Source organism: Streptococcus caecimuris (assembly GCF_943193075.1).
Classification (GTDB): Bacteria; Bacillota; Bacilli; order Lactobacillales; family Streptococcaceae; genus Streptococcus; species Streptococcus caecimuris.
Genome location: NZ_CALPCT010000020.1, coordinates 1 through 16870 on the forward strand (window position 1 = coordinate 1; position 16870 = coordinate 16870).

At 45.0% G+C, this 16870-nt stretch carries 16 protein-coding genes and 1 pseudogene; 16 read left to right on the plus strand and 1 reads right to left on the minus strand.

The genetic code is table 11. The features are described from left to right. Window positions 1–201 (plus strand): hypothetical protein (locus NFR56_RS08105; protein ID WP_223325776.1); only part of this gene is annotated, 201 nt, incomplete at its 5' end. Between the two features lie 254 nt (window positions 202–455). Continuing rightward, window positions 456–1730, plus strand: a complete 1275-nt coding sequence (locus NFR56_RS08110) for a uracil-xanthine permease family protein (RefSeq protein ID WP_118398143.1) — start codon at window positions 456–458, stop codon at window positions 1728–1730. 161 nt (window positions 1731–1891) lie between these two features. Here the strand turns inward: NFR56_RS08110 and NFR56_RS08115 are convergent, their stop codons facing one another. Further along, a complete protein-coding gene (locus tag NFR56_RS08115) occupies window positions 1892–2233 on the minus strand; it encodes a metal-sulfur cluster assembly factor (protein WP_013904437.1) in 342 nt (113 codons plus the stop codon). A gap of 170 nt (window positions 2234–2403) precedes the next feature. Between NFR56_RS08115 and hisS the strand changes: the two genes are divergently transcribed. From hisS to NFR56_RS08185, 14 genes and pseudogenes are all read left to right on the plus strand, one after another. After that, on the plus strand, window positions 2404–3687 hold the full coding sequence (hisS, locus tag NFR56_RS08120; protein ID WP_134974746.1) for a histidine--tRNA ligase: 1284 nt from the start codon (window positions 2404–2406) through the stop codon (window positions 3685–3687). A 180-nt stretch (window positions 3688–3867) separates the two neighbouring features. Further along, on the plus strand, window positions 3868–5352 hold the full coding sequence (gene thrC, locus NFR56_RS08125) for a threonine synthase (protein WP_003009533.1): 1485 nt from the start codon (window positions 3868–3870) through the stop codon (window positions 5350–5352). 50 nt (window positions 5353–5402) lie between these two features. Continuing rightward, window positions 5403–6680: an MATE family efflux transporter gene (locus NFR56_RS08130; protein WP_118096279.1), complete on the plus strand. Its 1278-nt coding sequence runs from the start codon at window positions 5403–5405 to the stop codon at window positions 6678–6680. Further along, complete coding sequence (locus NFR56_RS08135) at window positions 6677–7306, plus strand: HAD-IA family hydrolase (RefSeq protein WP_061590688.1); 630 nt, start codon at window positions 6677–6679, stop codon at window positions 7304–7306. The genes NFR56_RS08130 and NFR56_RS08135 overlap by 4 nt, the downstream gene beginning before the upstream one ends. 268 nt (window positions 7307–7574) lie before the next feature. Next, on the plus strand, window positions 7575–8003 hold the full coding sequence (locus NFR56_RS08140) for a MarR family winged helix-turn-helix transcriptional regulator (protein WP_023920160.1): 429 nt from the start codon (window positions 7575–7577) through the stop codon (window positions 8001–8003). A gap of 15 nt (window positions 8004–8018) precedes the next feature. Beyond that, window positions 8019–8381 (plus strand): DUF1304 domain-containing protein, encoded by a 363-nt coding sequence (locus NFR56_RS08145; RefSeq protein ID WP_003009544.1) that lies wholly within the window; start codon window positions 8019–8021, stop codon window positions 8379–8381. 503 nt (window positions 8382–8884) lie between these two features. Then, window positions 8885–10243: an anthranilate synthase component I gene (gene trpE, locus NFR56_RS08150; protein ID WP_134974745.1), complete on the plus strand. Its 1359-nt coding sequence runs from the start codon at window positions 8885–8887 to the stop codon at window positions 10241–10243. Beyond that, window positions 10240–10800, plus strand: a pseudogene (locus tag NFR56_RS08155) (aminodeoxychorismate/anthranilate synthase component II); the annotation flags it as partial. The gene trpE and the pseudogene NFR56_RS08155, both read left to right, overlap by 4 nt. A 9-nt stretch (window positions 10801–10809) precedes the next feature. Further along, window positions 10810–11814 (plus strand): anthranilate phosphoribosyltransferase, encoded by a 1005-nt coding sequence (trpD, locus tag NFR56_RS08160; RefSeq protein WP_251458562.1) that lies wholly within the window; start codon window positions 10810–10812, stop codon window positions 11812–11814. Next, window positions 11811–12578, plus strand: coding sequence for an indole-3-glycerol phosphate synthase TrpC (gene trpC / locus NFR56_RS08165; protein WP_251458547.1), 768 nt, complete (start codon window positions 11811–11813; stop codon window positions 12576–12578). Before trpD ends, trpC begins: the two co-directional genes overlap by 4 nt. Then, window positions 12565–13152 (plus strand): phosphoribosylanthranilate isomerase, encoded by a 588-nt coding sequence (locus NFR56_RS08170; protein WP_251458550.1) that lies wholly within the window; start codon window positions 12565–12567, stop codon window positions 13150–13152. Before trpC ends, NFR56_RS08170 begins: the two co-directional genes overlap by 14 nt. Continuing rightward, window positions 13142–14347, plus strand: coding sequence for a tryptophan synthase subunit beta (trpB, locus tag NFR56_RS08175; RefSeq protein ID WP_251458552.1), 1206 nt, complete (start codon window positions 13142–13144; stop codon window positions 14345–14347). The genes NFR56_RS08170 and trpB overlap by 11 nt, the downstream gene beginning before the upstream one ends. Window position 14348: 1 nt before the next feature. Further along, window positions 14349–15125 carry a tryptophan synthase subunit alpha gene (trpA, locus tag NFR56_RS08180; protein ID WP_251458554.1) on the plus strand — a complete coding sequence of 259 codons (777 nt, stop codon included), beginning with the start codon at window positions 14349–14351 and terminating at the stop codon, window positions 15123–15125. Window positions 15126–15266: 141 nt separating this feature from the next. Beyond that, complete coding sequence (locus tag NFR56_RS08185; RefSeq protein WP_251458556.1) at window positions 15267–16730, plus strand: alpha-L-fucosidase; 1464 nt, start codon at window positions 15267–15269, stop codon at window positions 16728–16730. The last annotated feature ends 140 nt before the right edge of the window (window positions 16731–16870 follow it).

Below are 16870 nucleotides of genomic sequence, written 5' to 3' on the forward strand. Positions count from 1 at the left end.
CCACTCAACCACTGCGTCTTGCTCGACAATCCAAAAATAATTGAGAGGCTAGGACTTTTGTCCCAGCCTCTTTTTTGGCTCAAAGTAGCTATTTTTAACCCTGTCGCTGAAGCGTATGAATATTACTTTTTGGGGGATTTGAGTGTATTATCTGTCATTTTTCTTGTAAATCCGTCTATAATTTGCTATAATTGTGACTAATCGAATCAATCCTTTAATACTGTCCAGAGAGGCAGGCAAGGAGCTATGGAAATGAAAGGCCTGGGAAGACCAGCCTATATTTTGTGTATCTCCTTGTTGTGGGGGATTTTTTTGTATATTGAAAAGTGGTTTGATAAAAAAGAAATCGTCGATGATGGAGCATGAAGCACTCCCTTACGATTTGGTCATCGAAGGTAGACGTTTTTGTTCAGCCATAGCTTGTCGCATCTTAATTTTAGGAGGTTTTTACGATCGTGAATGACGTTAAATATGATGTGAATGATATGCCAAAACCTGGTTTATTGGTTGGTTTATCTTTCCAGCATTTGTTTGCCATGTTTGGGGCGACAGTGCTGGTGCCGATTTTGGTTGGGATTGATCCTGCCATTGCTTTGTTCTCATCTGGTTTGGGGACCTTGGCTCACTTAACCGTGACCAAGTATAAGATTCCAGCCTACATGGGATCTAGTTTTGCTTATATTGCTGCTATGCAGATGTTGATGAAAACAGATGGGATCGCAGCAGTTGCCCAGGGTGCCATGGCGGGTGGTTTGGTCTACTTGTTTGTAGCTCTAATTGTTAAGCATGCGGGTAAAGATTGGATTAATAAGGTCCTTCCACCAATCGTGGTTGGTCCCATTATCATGGTAATTGGTTTGAGTCTTGCGAAGAATGCCGTCACTGATGCGACAACCTTAAATAAAAGCTATAGTGGTTATGCTCTATTGATTTCGATGGTGACCCTCTTTGCGGTTATCCTATTTAACATGTACGGCAAGAAGATTATCGGTGTCGTCCCAATTTTACTTGGATTAATTGTGGGCTATATTTTCTCATTGGTTCTTGGTTTGCTGACAGGACATAGTTTTGTCAATTTCTCAGAGGTAAGTGCGGCGCATTGGATTCAAGTTCCAAACTTTGACATTCCATTTGTGGATTATAGCTTTAAGCTCTATCCAAGTGCGATTTTGACCATGGCTCCGATTGCCTTTGTGACCATGACGGAACATTTTGGTCACCTCATGGTTTTAAATAGTTTGACTGAGCGTGATTACTTCAAGGATCCAGGGCTTGACCATACGCTTACTGGTGATGGCTTGGCACAGATTATTGCTGGATTCTTTGGAGCTCCTCCAGTAACTTCTTATGGGGAAAACATTGGGGTGATGGCCCTTAGTAAGGTCTACTCAGTTTACGTTATTTCAGGTGCAGCAGTGATTGCGGTTGTCATGAGCTTTATTGGGAAGCTATCAGCACTCTTGCACTCTATTCCAACTCCTGTATTGGGAGGTTTGTCTATTGCCCTCTTTGGGGTTATCGCTGCTAGCGGTTTGAAAATTTTAGTTGAACATAAGATTGATTTTGATAATAAAAAGAATCTCTTGATTGCAAGTGTGATCTTGGTATCAGGGATCGGTGGTTTGATGATTGACCTCGGTGGTCTTCAAATCACTGGTGTCGCAACGTCAACCATTCTTGGAATTGTGTTGTATCAAATCCTTCCTGAACCAAAAGCTGACCAGGCTTAGTCCATTCTGGTAGTGAAAAAGTTTGAATGGATTTAAACATTATAAAAAACGAGGAACAGACTCTGATGTCAGAGCTGGTGTTCCTCGTTTTTATTGTGGATCGGATTTCCAAAGAGGCCTTCCTTCGTTAGTTGAATGCATTTTTTAAAAGGTAATACTTATTATCGTGGTGGAAGGCCAAGGGCGATGCGCCCGTATCGGCTGATTCGTGTAATTTTCCAAGCGGGAGACCAAGTTACTTCAACCTTGACATCTTCGATCCCCTCGATTTCTTTTAGGCGAGCGACGATTTCGATCGGAAGGCTCTCAGCACAGCTACAAGCCGTATCGGTAAAGGTCATAACCACCTTGCAAGTGCCGGCTTCATCTAGATGGATCTCGTAGATCAGTCCCAGATTATAAACATCTAACTCAACATCGGTATCAAATACAAGCTCCAATTTTTCGATTAATGACTTCTCTAGTGCCAGGGCGCGGTCATTGATTTTGATATCCTCTCTCATCGCAAGATCCTTTCAGTGTAGTATGGCTTCCATTTTCTCATAATTCGGCTGATAAGGCAAGAAGAGAAAGAAGTTTTGAACATGTCGATCGAAGGAAATTCGATCCAGCCTCCATTTCTCTTCGAATTTGTGGTAAAATAGAGGCAAAAGTAAGACAAAGGATGAAGGCTATGAAATTACAAAAACCAAAAGGGACCCAGGATATCCTTCCTGGCGATTCAGCGAAATGGCAATATGTAGAAGACTTTGCACGCAAGGTCTTTGCGCGATACAATTATGATGAAATCCGCACACCGATCTTCGAACATTATGAAGTCATCAGCCGTTCAGTAGGGGATACGACGGATATCGTTACCAAGGAAATGTATGACTTCTATGACAAGGGAGACCGTCATATCACACTTCGTCCAGAAGGAACAGCTCCTGTTGTCCGCTCGTATGTAGAAAATAAACTCTTTGCGCCTGAGGTACAAAAACCAAGTAAGTTCTATTACATAGGCCCAATGTTCCGCTACGAACGTCCTCAAGCAGGTCGTTTGCGTCAATTCCACCAAATTGGGGTAGAATGCTTTGGATCGAGCAATCCTGCAACGGATGTCGAAACCATTGCCATGGCAGCGCAATTCCTGAAAGAACTAGGAATTGACAATGTGACCTTGCACTTGAACACCTTGGGAAGCCCTGCTAGTCGTCAGGCTTATCGTCAAGCCTTGATTGATTATCTCTTGCCAATGAAGGATCAATTGTCTAAGGACAGCCAACGTCGCTTAGAAGAAAATCCGCTTCGTGTCTTGGATTCAAAAGAAAAAGAAGACAAGGCGGCGGTTGAACAGGCTCCTTCCATCCTAGACTATCTTGATGAAGAAAGCCAAGCGCATTTTGATGCGGTTCGTCGGATGTTGGAAGACTTGGGGGTAGCCTATGTCATCGATACCAATATGGTGCGTGGCTTGGATTACTACAACCACACGATTTTTGAGTTCATTACAGAAATTGAAGGCAATGAATTGACAGTCTGTGCGGGTGGTCGCTATGATGGTTTGGTTGAATACTTCGGTGGCCCTGCGACAGCTGGTTTTGGATTTGGTATCGGTGTGGAACGGATCCTTCTTGTCCTTGAAAAGAAAGGCATTGAATTGCCGATCGAAACAGGCCTAGATGCCTATATTGCTGTCCTAGGAGATGAAGTCAATGAAGCAGCGCTTAGCTTGGTTCAGGCCCTTCGAATCCAAGGTTTCAAGGCAGAACGTGATTACCTTGGACGCAAGCTCAAGGCACAATTTAAGTCAGCAGATGTCTTTGCGGCCAAAGCCTTGATTACCTTAGGAAGTAGTGAAGTTGAGAGCGGTCAAGTTACTGTGAAAAACAACCAAACTCGTCAAGAAGTAACGGTAGCTCTTGAAAGCTTGAAGAAAGACTTCCCATCTGTTTTAGCAGAGTTGGGATTGGCTTGATCAAGTCTTGCAGACACCTGAAAAACAGATTCGCATGGGAGTAGGAGCAAAGTCGTTGCGCCTGCTCTCTTTTATCTAGCTTCTGTTTGCCGACCTTTGCCAAGATTTGGCGAAAAGCCGTTAAATTTTCTGACATTTATGATATAATGAGAAGACTACTAGTAAAGGAATGAAACAGTCATGACATTAGTTTATCAATCAACACGAGATGAAAAAAATACTGTAACAGCTAGTCAAGCCATCCTTCAAGGATTGGCGACAGATGGCGGTTTGTTTACTCCAGTCTCTTATCCTCAAGTAGAGCTGGATTTTGATACCCTCAAAGACGCTTCTTACCAAGAAGTGGCCAAGCTTGTTTTGTCAGCCTTTTTGGACGACTTTACAGCAGAAGAGTTGGACTACTGTATTTCTCATGCTTATGACAGCAAGTTTGATACCCCAGCTATTGCTCCTCTTGTCAAACTCGATGGGCAATACAATTTGGAACTCTTCCACGGCTCCACTATTGCCTTTAAAGATATGGCTTTGTCGATCTTGCCTTACTTTATGACAACAGCAGCTAAAAAGCACGGTTTGGAAAATAAAATTGTCATCTTGACGGCGACTTCTGGAGATACTGGTAAAGCTGCCATGGCAGGTTTTGCAGATGTTCCAGGGACAGAGATCATTGTCTTTTATCCAAAAGATGGTGTCAGCAAGGTGCAAGAGTTGCAAATGACGACTCAAACGGGGAATAATACCCATGTCATCGCGATCGATGGAAACTTTGACGATGCCCAAACCAATGTCAAACACATGTTCAATGATGTGGCGCTCCGTGAAAAATTAGCAGCCAACAAGATGCAATTCTCATCAGCCAACTCTATGAACATTGGCCGTTTGGTGCCTCAGGTTGTCTATTACGTATACGCCTATGCGCAATTGGTGAAGACAGGCCAAATCACAGCGGGAGAAAAAGTCAACTTTACCGTCCCAACAGGAAACTTTGGAAATATCTTGGCAGCTTTCTATGCCAAACAAATCGGTCTTCCAGTTGGGAAATTGATCTGTGCGTCAAATGAAAACAATGTCTTGACAGACTTCTTCAAAACACATGTCTATGATAAGAAACGTGAGTTCAAGGTGACCACCAGTCCATCGATGGATATTTTGGTCTCTTCAAACTTGGAACGCTTGATTTTCCACTTGGTAGGCAATGATGCCACAAAGACCAAAGAATTGATGGAAAGCCTTGTTGCAACAGGTCAGTACCAATTGTCCAACTTTGATGCAGACATCTTAGATTTGTTTGCGGCTGCATACGCAGATGAAGCAGAAACTGCTGCAGAGATCAAGCGGGTCTATGAAGCGTCTGATTACATCGAAGACCCTCATACAGCCGTAGCATCAGCCGTTTATCAAAAATACCGGACCCAAACAGGGGATACTGCTAAAACAGTCATTGCCTCTACAGCAAGTCCTTATAAATTCCCAGTTGTGGCAGTAGAAGCGGTGACGGGCGAGACAGGTCTAGGTGATTTCGAAGCCTTGGCTAAATTACACACACTCTCAGGTGTTCCTGTGCCACCGGCTGTAGACGGCCTTGAAACTGCACCGGTTCGCCATCGTACAAGCGTGGCAGCCAAAGACATGCAAGCAGCCGTAGAAGACTACTTGGGACTTTAATTCTTCCTATTAGAAAGATCAAAAGAGCCGTTTGGCTCTTTTCTATACGCATGAATTCATACAAAAAAATCTTAAACATCGCCCTTCCTGCCATGGGTGAAAATTTCTTACAAATGCTGATGGGCATGGTGGACTCTTATTTAGTGGCTCACCTGGGCTTGATTGCCATCTCAGGTGTTTCCGTCGCAGGGAATATCATCACGATCTATCAAGCCATCTTTTTGGCACTGGGTGCGGCAGTTGCCAGTGTTATGTCCAAAAGCTTGGGTGAAAAAAATCAAGCCAACATTGCCTACCATGCGACAGAGTCACTGAAGGTGACCTTGTTGTTGAGTGCTCTCTTAGGAGGGGCTTCGCTGTTATTTGGACGCCAGATGATTTCGCTGTTGGGGACTGAAGCTGCAGTAGCCGAAAGTGGGGGGATTTACCTTTCCTTGGTTGGCGGGACCATAGTTCTCTTAGGATTGATGACGGCCTTGGGCTCCTTGGTTCGGGTGGCCAACAATCCACGTATTCCTATGTATGTAAGCTTGTTGACCAATGTTTTAAATGCTCTATTCTCCTCTGTGGCTATTTTCCTTTTTGGTTGGGGCATTGTTGGAGCAGCTTTGGGGACGGTGCTTGCCCGTCTGGTGGGCGTCATCCTCTTGTGGCAAAAGGTCCAGCTACCCTTTGCCCCCCTTGGTTGGGGATTGGATCGTAAGCTCTTGAACTTAGCACTTCCAGCAGCCGGAGAGCGGCTGATGATGCGGGCTGGAGATGTGGTAATCATTGCGATCGTGGTTGCTTTTGGGACCGAGGCAGTCGCAGGAAATGCTATCGGAGAGACCTTGACCCAGTTTAACTACATGCCTGTGTTTGGGGTGGCCACAGCGACGGTCATGCTCGTAGCACGGAGCCTGGGTGAAGGTGATCTTGAGCAGATTGCCCGCCTTCGAAAGCAGTCTTACTGCTTGTCCTTTGTATTAATGTTACCCATTGCCTTGGGAATCTTTTTTGGGGGCACCCTTCTGACCCATCTCTACACACAAGATACAAAAGCAGTAGAAGCTAGTTTATCGGTTGTCCTCTTTTCTTTGTTAGGAACGCCGTTTACAGCAGGAACGGTCATCTATACAGCTGTTTGGCAAGGCTTGGGAAATGGGAAGCTTCCATTTTATGCGACGACGATTGGCATGTGGGTCATTCGAATTGGAGCCGGTTATCTGCTTGGAGTAACCCTTGGCTTTGGCCTTCCAGGGGTCTGGACGGGGACACTGCTCGACAATGGCTTCCGTTGGCTATTTTTGAGTCAACTTTATAGACGAAAAGTAGGAGAGAAAAAATGACAAAACGAGCCTTTATTTGGGATTTGGATGGGACCTTGCTGGATTCCTATGATGCTATTTTAGCAGGTCTTGAGGAGACCTATGCAACTTATCAGCTTCCCTTTGACCGAGCCAGCATTAAAGATTTCATCTTGAAGCATTCGGTTCAAGATCTTTTAGTAGCCGTGGCGGAGGAGTATCATCTGGATGTGACGGACTTGAATCATCGCCGAGCAGAAAGTCTGGCGGAGAAAAATGCCCAGGTCCTTCTGATGGATGGGGCGCGTGATATCCTATCTTGGGGACAAGAAGCTGGAATTGAGCAGTTTGTCTATACCCATAAGGGAGAGAATGCCTTTGTCATCCTGCGGGACTTGGGTTTAGAATCTTTTTTTACAGAGATTTTGACCAGTCAAAGTGGTTTTGCCCGCAAGCCTGACCCAGAAGCTGCCATGTATCTGATGGAGAAGTACGGGTTGGAGCCAGAAAAGACCTACTATATTGGGGATCGGAGCCTGGATATTGACTTTGCAAGAAATAGCCAGATTCAGAGTATCAATTTCTTGACGTCTGACTATCAAGGCAATCATCAGATGAACACCTTACTAGATATCCCAGCTATTTTAAACGCTGAAAAGAATCTGTAAAGAATTTGTTTTCATTTTGAAATAAAGTCGTAAGCTTTCTTTAAGAAATGTCCGCTATAATAGAAGCATAAACAAGGACCTCCTAACTTTGTTTAGAAAAATCCTAAAACTTTTCTTTTTCATAATAATCTCCCTAAGAGTCGCCAAATCAGGCGGCTTTTTTTGTGTGAAAGAATAGTGCAAGCTCTTTTTCTTGCCAGAGGATATGAAATGCTTTATAATTGATTAGTCAATTATTGATTTATCAAAAATGAATAGAGGAAGGGACATGGCAGAAATAAATGATTTGCTCTACCAACTACGCTTGGCAGATCAATCAACTACACAGTTATTTGAAAAGCGCCTAGGGATTAGCTTAACACGTTACCAAATCTTGCAGGATTTGTTAGAACAAGCGCCTTGCAATCAGATCGCGGTTCAGGAGCGCTTGCAGATTGATCCAGCGGCTTTAACCCGACATTTCAAAATATTAGAAAAGGAAGGATTTGTCCATCGGAGTCGAAATCCAAAGAATCAGCGGGAAATCTTAATTCATTTGACGGATACGGCCTATAATCGTTTGGTCAAACATCCCCCTCGCTATCATGTGGCGGTGAAAGAACAGATGAGTCGGATTTTGACTGCTCAAGAACAAGAGCAATTTTCTTACCTGCTGGACAAATTAGTATCTGGCATTGAACAAATAACAGTTGAATAAAAAGGGGAATCTACGATGTCATTACTGACGATTATTTTAGCAAGTCTTGCTGCACTGGAGCATTTGTATATTTTTTATTTGGAGAGCATCAGAACCACATCTGATACCACAAGTCGGGTTTTCAACATGGATAAAGAAGAACTCGCTCGCCCATCTGTGACCTCTTTATTTAAGAATCAAGGGATATACAATGCCTTGATTGGTGTCTTCCTCTTGTATGGATTGTTTGTCTCTAAAAATAGTGAAGTTGTTACGATTTTTGTGCTTTTTATTATTGGAGCTGCAGCCTACGGTGCGATGACAGCCAATAAAAAGATTATCTTGACCCAAGGTGGACCTGCAATTTTAGCTTTATTGAGTATCCTATTGTTGGGATAAAAAGGACGGGCCGCTAGGGCTCTTTGAGCTGATTTTATTAAATAAGTGTAGAAAAAAGTATAAAAAAAGACTAAAAATTTTATTGACTTTCTAAGAAAAAGGGTTATAATGGTAGCAACAGAAAAGTAATGAGTCAGCTATTTTCAGGGAGCTTGTGGGAATTGTGAACAAGCAATAGCGACTGATGAAAATTGGACTGTTATGATCAATGAATTCTAACCCATGTGAATTCGGTTGGCACCCCTTACCGTGCAACTCCTTGATAGAGGAGATAGAGATGTAGGGAAAGACCAGCTATTTTTCCCTATAAAAGAGGTGGCACCGCGGACACTACGCCCTCACACAGTTTTTGTGTGAGGGCTTTTCTATGTGCCTTAGCAAGCGAAGCGAGCTTAGGCACATTGATCCCAAAGTGCAAATAGAGCGATGGGCTACCCTTGATCGCCTTAGCAAGTGACGTTACGATTCATTAAAAAAAGAGTTCTAAAAGAGAGGTTTCTGATATGAAAAAAGTTTTATCTGCTGATGTGTTGAGTCCAATTTTGGCTTATATGCGTTTGGACGCGCCCCATAAAATGATCTTGGAGTCGATCCCTCGTGAAAAAGAGAATGCGCGTTTTTCAATTGTAGCCTATCGGCCAGTCAGTGAAGTCAAGTTTGAAAATGGCATTCTCTATTACAATGATCAAATTGTTGAAGAGGATCCTTTGGACTTTTTGAATCGCATCACGGTCAAAACGAAAACTTCAGAAGAGCTTCCTTTTAACGGTGGAGCGATTGGATTTGTCGGCTATGACTTGATTGGTCTCTATGAGAACATTGGTTCCATTCCGGAAGATACGATCGGCACACCAGATCTTCACTTTTTCTTATATGAAAGCTATGTGATTTTTGATCACAAAAAGGAAAAGGTCTATGTGGTGGAAGAGAACCTCTATAGTGGACGGAGTGAAGCAGAGCAAGCGTCGAGCTTGGAGCAAGTATTAGCACAATTGGCAAGACCTGCAAAAGAAGAGTTTCAGGACAAGGACCTGCATGCGCTTCATTTCCACAATCATTTGGAGCAAAAAGAGTTTGAGGAAATGGTAGCCCTAGCGCGGGACTATATTCGAAAAGGAGATATGTTCCAATGCGTGCTCAGTCAACGTTTTTCAGCTGATTTTTCAGGAAAACCATTGGATTATTACCGCAATTTGCGCGTGACCAACCCTTCGAATTATCTCTACTTTTATGATTTTGGGGAGTACCAAATTATCGGTGCCAGTCCAGAAAGTCTGGTGTCGGTCAAGGATCGAGTGGTGACAACCAATCCCATTGCGGGCACACGTCCCAGAGGGATCGATGAAGAGGCTGATCGGCAATTGGCAGCTGAGTTGACAGGGGATCCAAAAGAAGTCGCAGAACACCGGATGTTGGTGGATCTAGGGCGAAACGATATTGGGCGTATCGCTCAAAATGGATCAGTTGAAGTGACCAAATATATGGAAGTGGAATTCTTCCGTTATGTCATGCACCTGACCAGTGTGGTCAAGGGGCAATTGCTTCCTGGACTAGCCTCCATTGAGGCTTTGAAGGCAACTCTTCCAGCTGGAACCGTTTCGGGGGCTCCCAAGATTCGAGCCATGAAGCGAATCTATGAAGCAGAAAAAGAAAAACGAGGCGTCTATGCGGGGGCCATTGGCTATCTCTCTGTGACGGGGGATCTTGATTTTGCTATTGCGATTCGAACCATGATCCTCAAAAATAAGAAGGCTTATGTGCAGGCCGGAGCAGGAATCGTTTATGATTCGATCGCTGAAAATGAATACCAAGAAACCGTCAATAAGGCAAAATCGATGACAAGGATTGGAGAAGAAGGATGATTTTATTAGTAGATAATTACGATTCATTTACCTACAATTTAGCACAGTATATCGGAAAATTTGATGAGGTCCAGGTGCTTCGAAATGATGATCCGGATCTGTACCAAGCTGCCCAAGACGCAGATGCCTTGGTCTTTTCTCCAGGTCCAGGTTGGCCAAAGGATGCGGGCAAGATGGAGGAGATGATCCGAGATTTCGCAGGGGTCAAACCAATCTTGGGGATTTGCTTGGGGCATCAAGCGATTGCGGAAGTTTTTGGAGGGCGCTTGGGATTGGCACCACAGGTCATGCATGGCAAACAAAGCCAGATCCAGCTAGAAGCTCCCTCTCCGCTATACGCGGGTGTCGCAAAAGAGGTCCCAGTCATGCGTTACCATTCGTTGACGATTGAAGACATGCCAGAGGATTTTGTCATTACCTCTCGGACGACGGATGACCAAGCGATTATGGGGATTCAACATCGTAGCTTACCGATTTATGGTTTTCAATACCATCCAGAAAGTATCGGAACGCCAGATGGGCTCAAGACCATCGAAAATTTTGTCAAACTAGTCAAGGAGCGGAAGATGAAACAAGTGCTTGCAAAAGTAGCAGAAGGAATGGATCTAACCAGTGCAGAGTTAGAAGCGGCCATGGAGGAAGTCGTTGCTGGTCGTGCTTCAGAAGCACAGGTGACGGCCCTTCTTCTAGGTCTTAAAATGAAGGGAGAAACGGTTGAAGAGCGGACGGCTATTGCAAAAGTGATGCAGGCCTATGCAGTCGCTATTCCTACGGAAGTTCAAGGAGCAATGGACAATTGTGGAACGGGGGGCGATCGTTCGTATAGTTTCAATATTTCAACAACAGCTGCCTTCGTCCTTGCTGGTGGTGGGATTAAGATGGCGAAACACGGAAATCGTTCAATCTCTTCCAAATCTGGTTCTGCGGATGTATTAGAAGCTCTAGGGATTAACCTTGATTTGGGTCCAGAAGACTTGGGACGAGTGTTTGAAAAGGCGGGAATTGTCTTCCTATTTGCCAAAAATCTGCATCCTGGCATGCGCTATATTATGCCTGCTCGCTTGGCGCTAGGGGTTCCAACGGTGATGAACTTAACTGGTCCTCTAATCAATCCGATTCCTCTAGGAACCCAGCTATTGGGAACCAGTCGTCCTGACATGCTAGAAAGTACGGCAGAGATTCTAAAAAATTTGGGTCGGAAACGCGCAGTAGTGGTGAGTGGTCCACAAGGTTTGGACGAGGCAGGCCTTGATGGAGAAACCCAGCTCGCTATTCTGGAAAATGGACAGGTTACCTTATCCAGCTTTCAACCAGAAGATATCGGAATGGAGCGCATTGAAATTGATCAAGTACGAGGTGGAGACGCCAAACGCAATGCGGAAATTTTGCTCAGCGTCTTGGAGAATGAAGCAAGTCCCTTCTTAGAGGTGACTGTCTTGAATGCTGGCCTTGGTTTTTATGCCAACGGCAAGGTAGATTCTATCAAGGAGGGGATTGCCTTGGCACGTGAAGTGATTGCCAGTGGGGCTGCCCTTGAGAAATTGAGATTATTACAGGAGTATCAAAAATGAGTCAAGAATTCTTACCAAAGATTCTAAAGGAAAAGGCGCGTGAAGTGGCTGCGATGAAAGAAGAGGAACTCCAACCTTTGCGCAAGACTTACCGCCTGTATGATTACCTAAAGAGTCATCCAGAAAAGCTTCAGGTCATTGCGGAAGTGAAAAAGGCTAGCCCGAGTCTGGGAGATATTCATGTCGATGTGGATATCGTCGCTCAGGCTAAGACTTACGAAGAAAATGGGGCAGTTATGATTTCTGTCTTGACCGATCAAGTTTTTTTCAAGGGCAGTATCGACTATCTCCGGGAAATATCTAGTCAAGTGCGTATTCCCACCCTCAATAAAGATTTTATTGTGGATGAAAAGCAAATAATTCGGGCACGAAACGCAGGGGCGACCGTGATCTTGTTGATTGTTGCAGCCTTATCAGAGACTCGTCTGCAAGAGCTCTATGAGTTTGCGACCCATCTTGGCCTGGAGGTCTTGGTGGAGACCCATAATCTGACAGAACTAGAGGTAGCTCACCGGATTGGTGCTCAGATCATCGGGGTGAATAATCGCAACTTGGTGACCTTTGAGACTGATCTTCATACTAGCCTGGAATTGGCGACCAATTTTGAACAAGAACCGGTTTACATCTCTGAGTCTGCTATTTTCGCAGCAGCAGACGCGCGCATGCTGGCTCCTTATTTTAATGGCATTCTCGTTGGGACAGCCCTCATGAAGGCAGACAATGTGGCTGAAAAAGTAAAGGAGTTGCAGATTGACAAAGGTTAAAATTTGCGGATTGTCCACTCCGGAAGCTGTCCAGACAGCTGTTGAGGCCGGTGCGGACTACATTGGTTTTGTCTTTGCACCAAGCAAACGGCAAGTGACGCTGGAGCAAGCTCGGCAGTTGGCTACAGGGATTCCAAAGGGGGTTCAAAAAGTCGGTGTTTTTGTATCGCCGCAAAGAGAGGAAGTGGAGCAAGCTTGCCAAGTTGTGGGCTTGGACCTGATACAAGTGCATGGATCGATGGATGAAACCATCTTGCAAGACCTTCCCCAACAGACGATTCGCGCTGTTCAAGTGGGAAAAGACGCAGCTCTTCCTGAGACCGGTGCCGATTATCTGCTCTTTGATGCTCCTGTAGCAGGAAGTGGAGAGACTTTTAACTGGCAAGAACTCGAAACCCAAAACTTCACAAAGCCCTTCTTTATTGCAGGAGGCTTGACGGAAGACAATGTAGCAGATGCTATTCGCTTCTTTCATCCTTATGCGGTGGATGTATCCAGTGGGGTCGAGACAAATGGAATAAAAGATCAAGAAAAGATAAAACGATTTATAGAAAGGGTCAAGCATGGCATATAAACAACCAGATCAAAACGGATTTTACGGGCGGTTCGGGGGACGATTTGTCCCTGAAACCTTGATGACAGCAGTTTTAGAATTAGAAGAAGCCTACAGAGAAAGTCAAGCAGATCCTTCTTTTCAAGCAGAATTGGATCAGCTTCTGAAACAATATGTCGGTCGGGAAACACCGCTCTATTATGCTAAAAATCTTACCAAGTATGTCGGTGGAGCCAAGATCTTTCTTAAAAGAGAAGACCTCAACCACACAGGGGCTCATAAAATTAATAATGCCCTAGGACAGGTTTTATTGGCACACCGGATGGGCAAAAAGAAGATTATCGCAGAAACAGGGGCCGGACAGCACGGTGTTGCAACGGCAACGGCAGCTGCTTTATTTGATATGGAATGCACCATCTACATGGGGGAAGAAGATGTCAAACGCCAAGCCCTCAATGTCTTTCGGATGGAGTTATTGGGCGCCAAGGTTCAATCAGTAACAGATGGGTCACGTGTTCTCAAGGATGCGGTCAATGCTGCCCTTAGAGCCTGGGTAGCAAATGTGGAGGATACCCACTATATCATGGGGTCTGCTCTAGGACCTCACCCATTCCCAGAAATTGTCCGTGATTTTCAAAGTGTCATTGGCCGAGAAGCCAAACGCCAATTTGCAGAGCAAAATGATGGTGCACTACCAGATGCAGTTTTAGCCTGTGTAGGAGGCGGATCGAACGCCATTGGCCTCTTTTATCCTTTTGTTGAGGATGCCTCTGTTGCCATGTATGGGGCAGAAGCTGCTGGGCTTGGAGTAGATACAGACCAGCATGCAGCAACCTTGACCAAGGGGCGTCCGGGAGTCCTTCACGGCGCCTTGATGGATGTGTTACAGGATGCGCATGGACAGATTTTAGAAGCTTTCTCGATTTCAGCAGGTCTCGATTATCCAGGGATTGGGCCAGAGCATTCTTATTTCCATGACATCAAGCGGGCGACCTATGTGCCAGTGACAGACAAAGAAGCCCTAGAAGCCTTTCAATTGCTTTCGAAAGTAGAAGGAATCATTCCAGCCCTGGAATCGAGCCACGCTATCGCCTATGCGGTGAAGTTGGCTAAGGAAATGGGGCCTGAAAAATCCATGATCGTTTGCTTATCAGGTCGTGGGGATAAAGATGTGGTACAAGTCAAAGACCGCCTAGAACAAGAGAGGGGAGAGTAAGATGGGAAAGACCTTAACAGAGCATTTACAAAAGCTGAAAGACCAGCAGCAAGGGATATTTGTTCCTTATATTATGGCAGGAGATCATGAAAAAGGCTTGGCAGGTTTGCAGGAAACCATCCAATTTTTGGAAGATCTTGGTGTCTCAGCTATTGAGGTTGGCATTCCTTTTTCGGATCCGGTGGCAGATGGCCCTGTGATTGAAGAGGCGGGACTACGAAGTTTAGCCCATGGGACGACGACACAGGAACTGGTGCAAACGATCCAGCGCTTGAAGACTACTGTTCCTTTGGTCATCATGACCTATTTCAACCCCTTGTTCCAATATGGGCTCGAAAACTTCTTTAGAGATGTAGAAGGAACAGCGGTCAAGGGAGTGATTATTCCGGATCTTCCTCATGAGCATGCGGATCTGGTAGAGCCTCTATTAGTGGATAAAGACATCGCTTTGGTGCCACTAGTGAGCTTAACCACAGGAATCGAGCGCCAGAAGAAATTGATCCATGATGCAGAAGGATTTATCTATGCCGTTGCTGTCAATGGAGTGACGGGGAAAGCTGGTAGCTATCGAGATGATTTGGATCACCATTTGACCCAATTACATGAAATAGCGTCTATTCCTGTTTTAACAGGTTTTGGAGTTTCCAGCATGGAGGATGTTCACCGTTTCAACAAGGTCTCAGATGGGGTTATTGTGGGGTCCAAAATCGTTAAGGCTCTCCACCAAGGGGAGACAGACGCCATCTCTCGTTTTATTTCTCAAGCAGTGAAGGGTTAGAAGCTTCATTCCATTCATCATCAGCTTGATTCTCCTAGATCAAGCTCTTTGTCTACTATTTTAAACATTCCCCTCGTTGGCCTTTACAAACGAGGTTTTCTCGTTACAATAGAGGTAGTAACAAGAAAAGAGGAGAAGAGAATGTTAAGCCTTGAAGAGATTGATCAAGTCATCCAGTCAGGTCCTTTTGAACCAACCTGGGACTCTCTTAGCCATCAAGTCTGTCCAGATTGGTATCGGGATGCCAAATTTGGAATGTTTATCCACTGGGGCGTCTACAGTGTACCTGCCTTTGGTTCGGAATGGTATTCGCGAAATATGTATATCCAAGGGAATCCTTGTTATGACTATCATAGAGAGCATTTTGGAGACCAGGCCGGCTTTGGCTACAAGGATCTCATTCCTCTTTTTACAGCCGATCGCTTTGATCCGGCATCTTGGCTAGATCTCTTTCAAAAAGCGGGAGCCCAGTATCTTTTTCCAGTTGCGGAGCACCACGATGGTTTTCAGATGTATGCCTCTACTCTCTCGCCTTATAATAGTTTAGAAATGGGGCCGAGACGAGATGTCTTAGGAGAGCTGAGGAAGGAAGCAGAAAAACGTGGCCTGCACTTCTGTACGTCCTCTCACCGGGCAGAACACCAGTTTTTCTTTTCACATGGCAAGGAATTCACTAGTGACATTCCGCAAGAAGTCCCAAGAGACAGCCTTTATTGGCCAGCGGAGTCAGAGCCAAAGGATCATTTTGATCTGACTTCTAAGCCTTATCCAAGTAAAGAATTCTTGGAAGATTGGCTGTTGCGAACCTGTGAACTGGTGCGGGACTACCAGCCAGAGCTCCTTTATTTTGACTGGTGGATCCAGCATGAGAGTTTCCGTCCCTACTTGATGCGCTTTTTGGCTTATTATTACAATCTAGCAGCACAAGAGGATCGCAAGGTGGCTGTTTGTTACAAACAGGACGCCCTCCCTTTCGGTTCAGGAATCGTCGAGATGGAGCGGGGAGGATACGGAGAGACTCAAGCCTTTCCGTGGCAAATGGATACCGCGATCGCCCGTAACTCTTGGAGCTATACCCAGGATCTAGCCTACAAGACCAGTAAGGAATTACTACAAAATTTAGTTGATGTTGTGGCCAAAAATGGCAATCTTCTGCTTAATATTGGACCCAAGGCAGATGGCACGATCCCTGAGCAAGACCAAGACATCCTCACAGAGATCGGGGACTGGCTGGCGGTAAATGGAGAAGCTATTTATCAGAGTCGGCCTTGGCGGGTGTCATCGGACGGACCGACCGAGGCCCAGGAAGGTTCCTTCTCAGACGGAGAAGCGCCACTCTATACCAGCCAAGATTTCCGCTATACCATGCGTGAAGGCCTACTTTATGCTATCCAGCTGGAACCAAGTGAACGGACAGAAGAGCTGACCTTACCGTCTCTCGCCTATGATCTCAAGCAACCGAGAATTCTTCATGTGCGCATTCAAAAGCTAGAGCTCCTTGGAGAAAGTCAGCTTCTTTCTTGGAGCCAAGATGAGACAGGGCTTCATCTTCAGTTACCAGCTTGTAGGAAAAAACAACCGCGTGTTTTGCGCCTCAGCTTTTAGTTTTCTTGAAGCTTTCTATAAGGAATCGTTTAGGTTTCTCTTGTATACTGTACTCATCCAATAAGAAATGAGGTACAGAAAATGAAAATCTCAGTTAATTATCCAAAACGCTTTAAGAAATTGCCACAACAAGGTTCTTG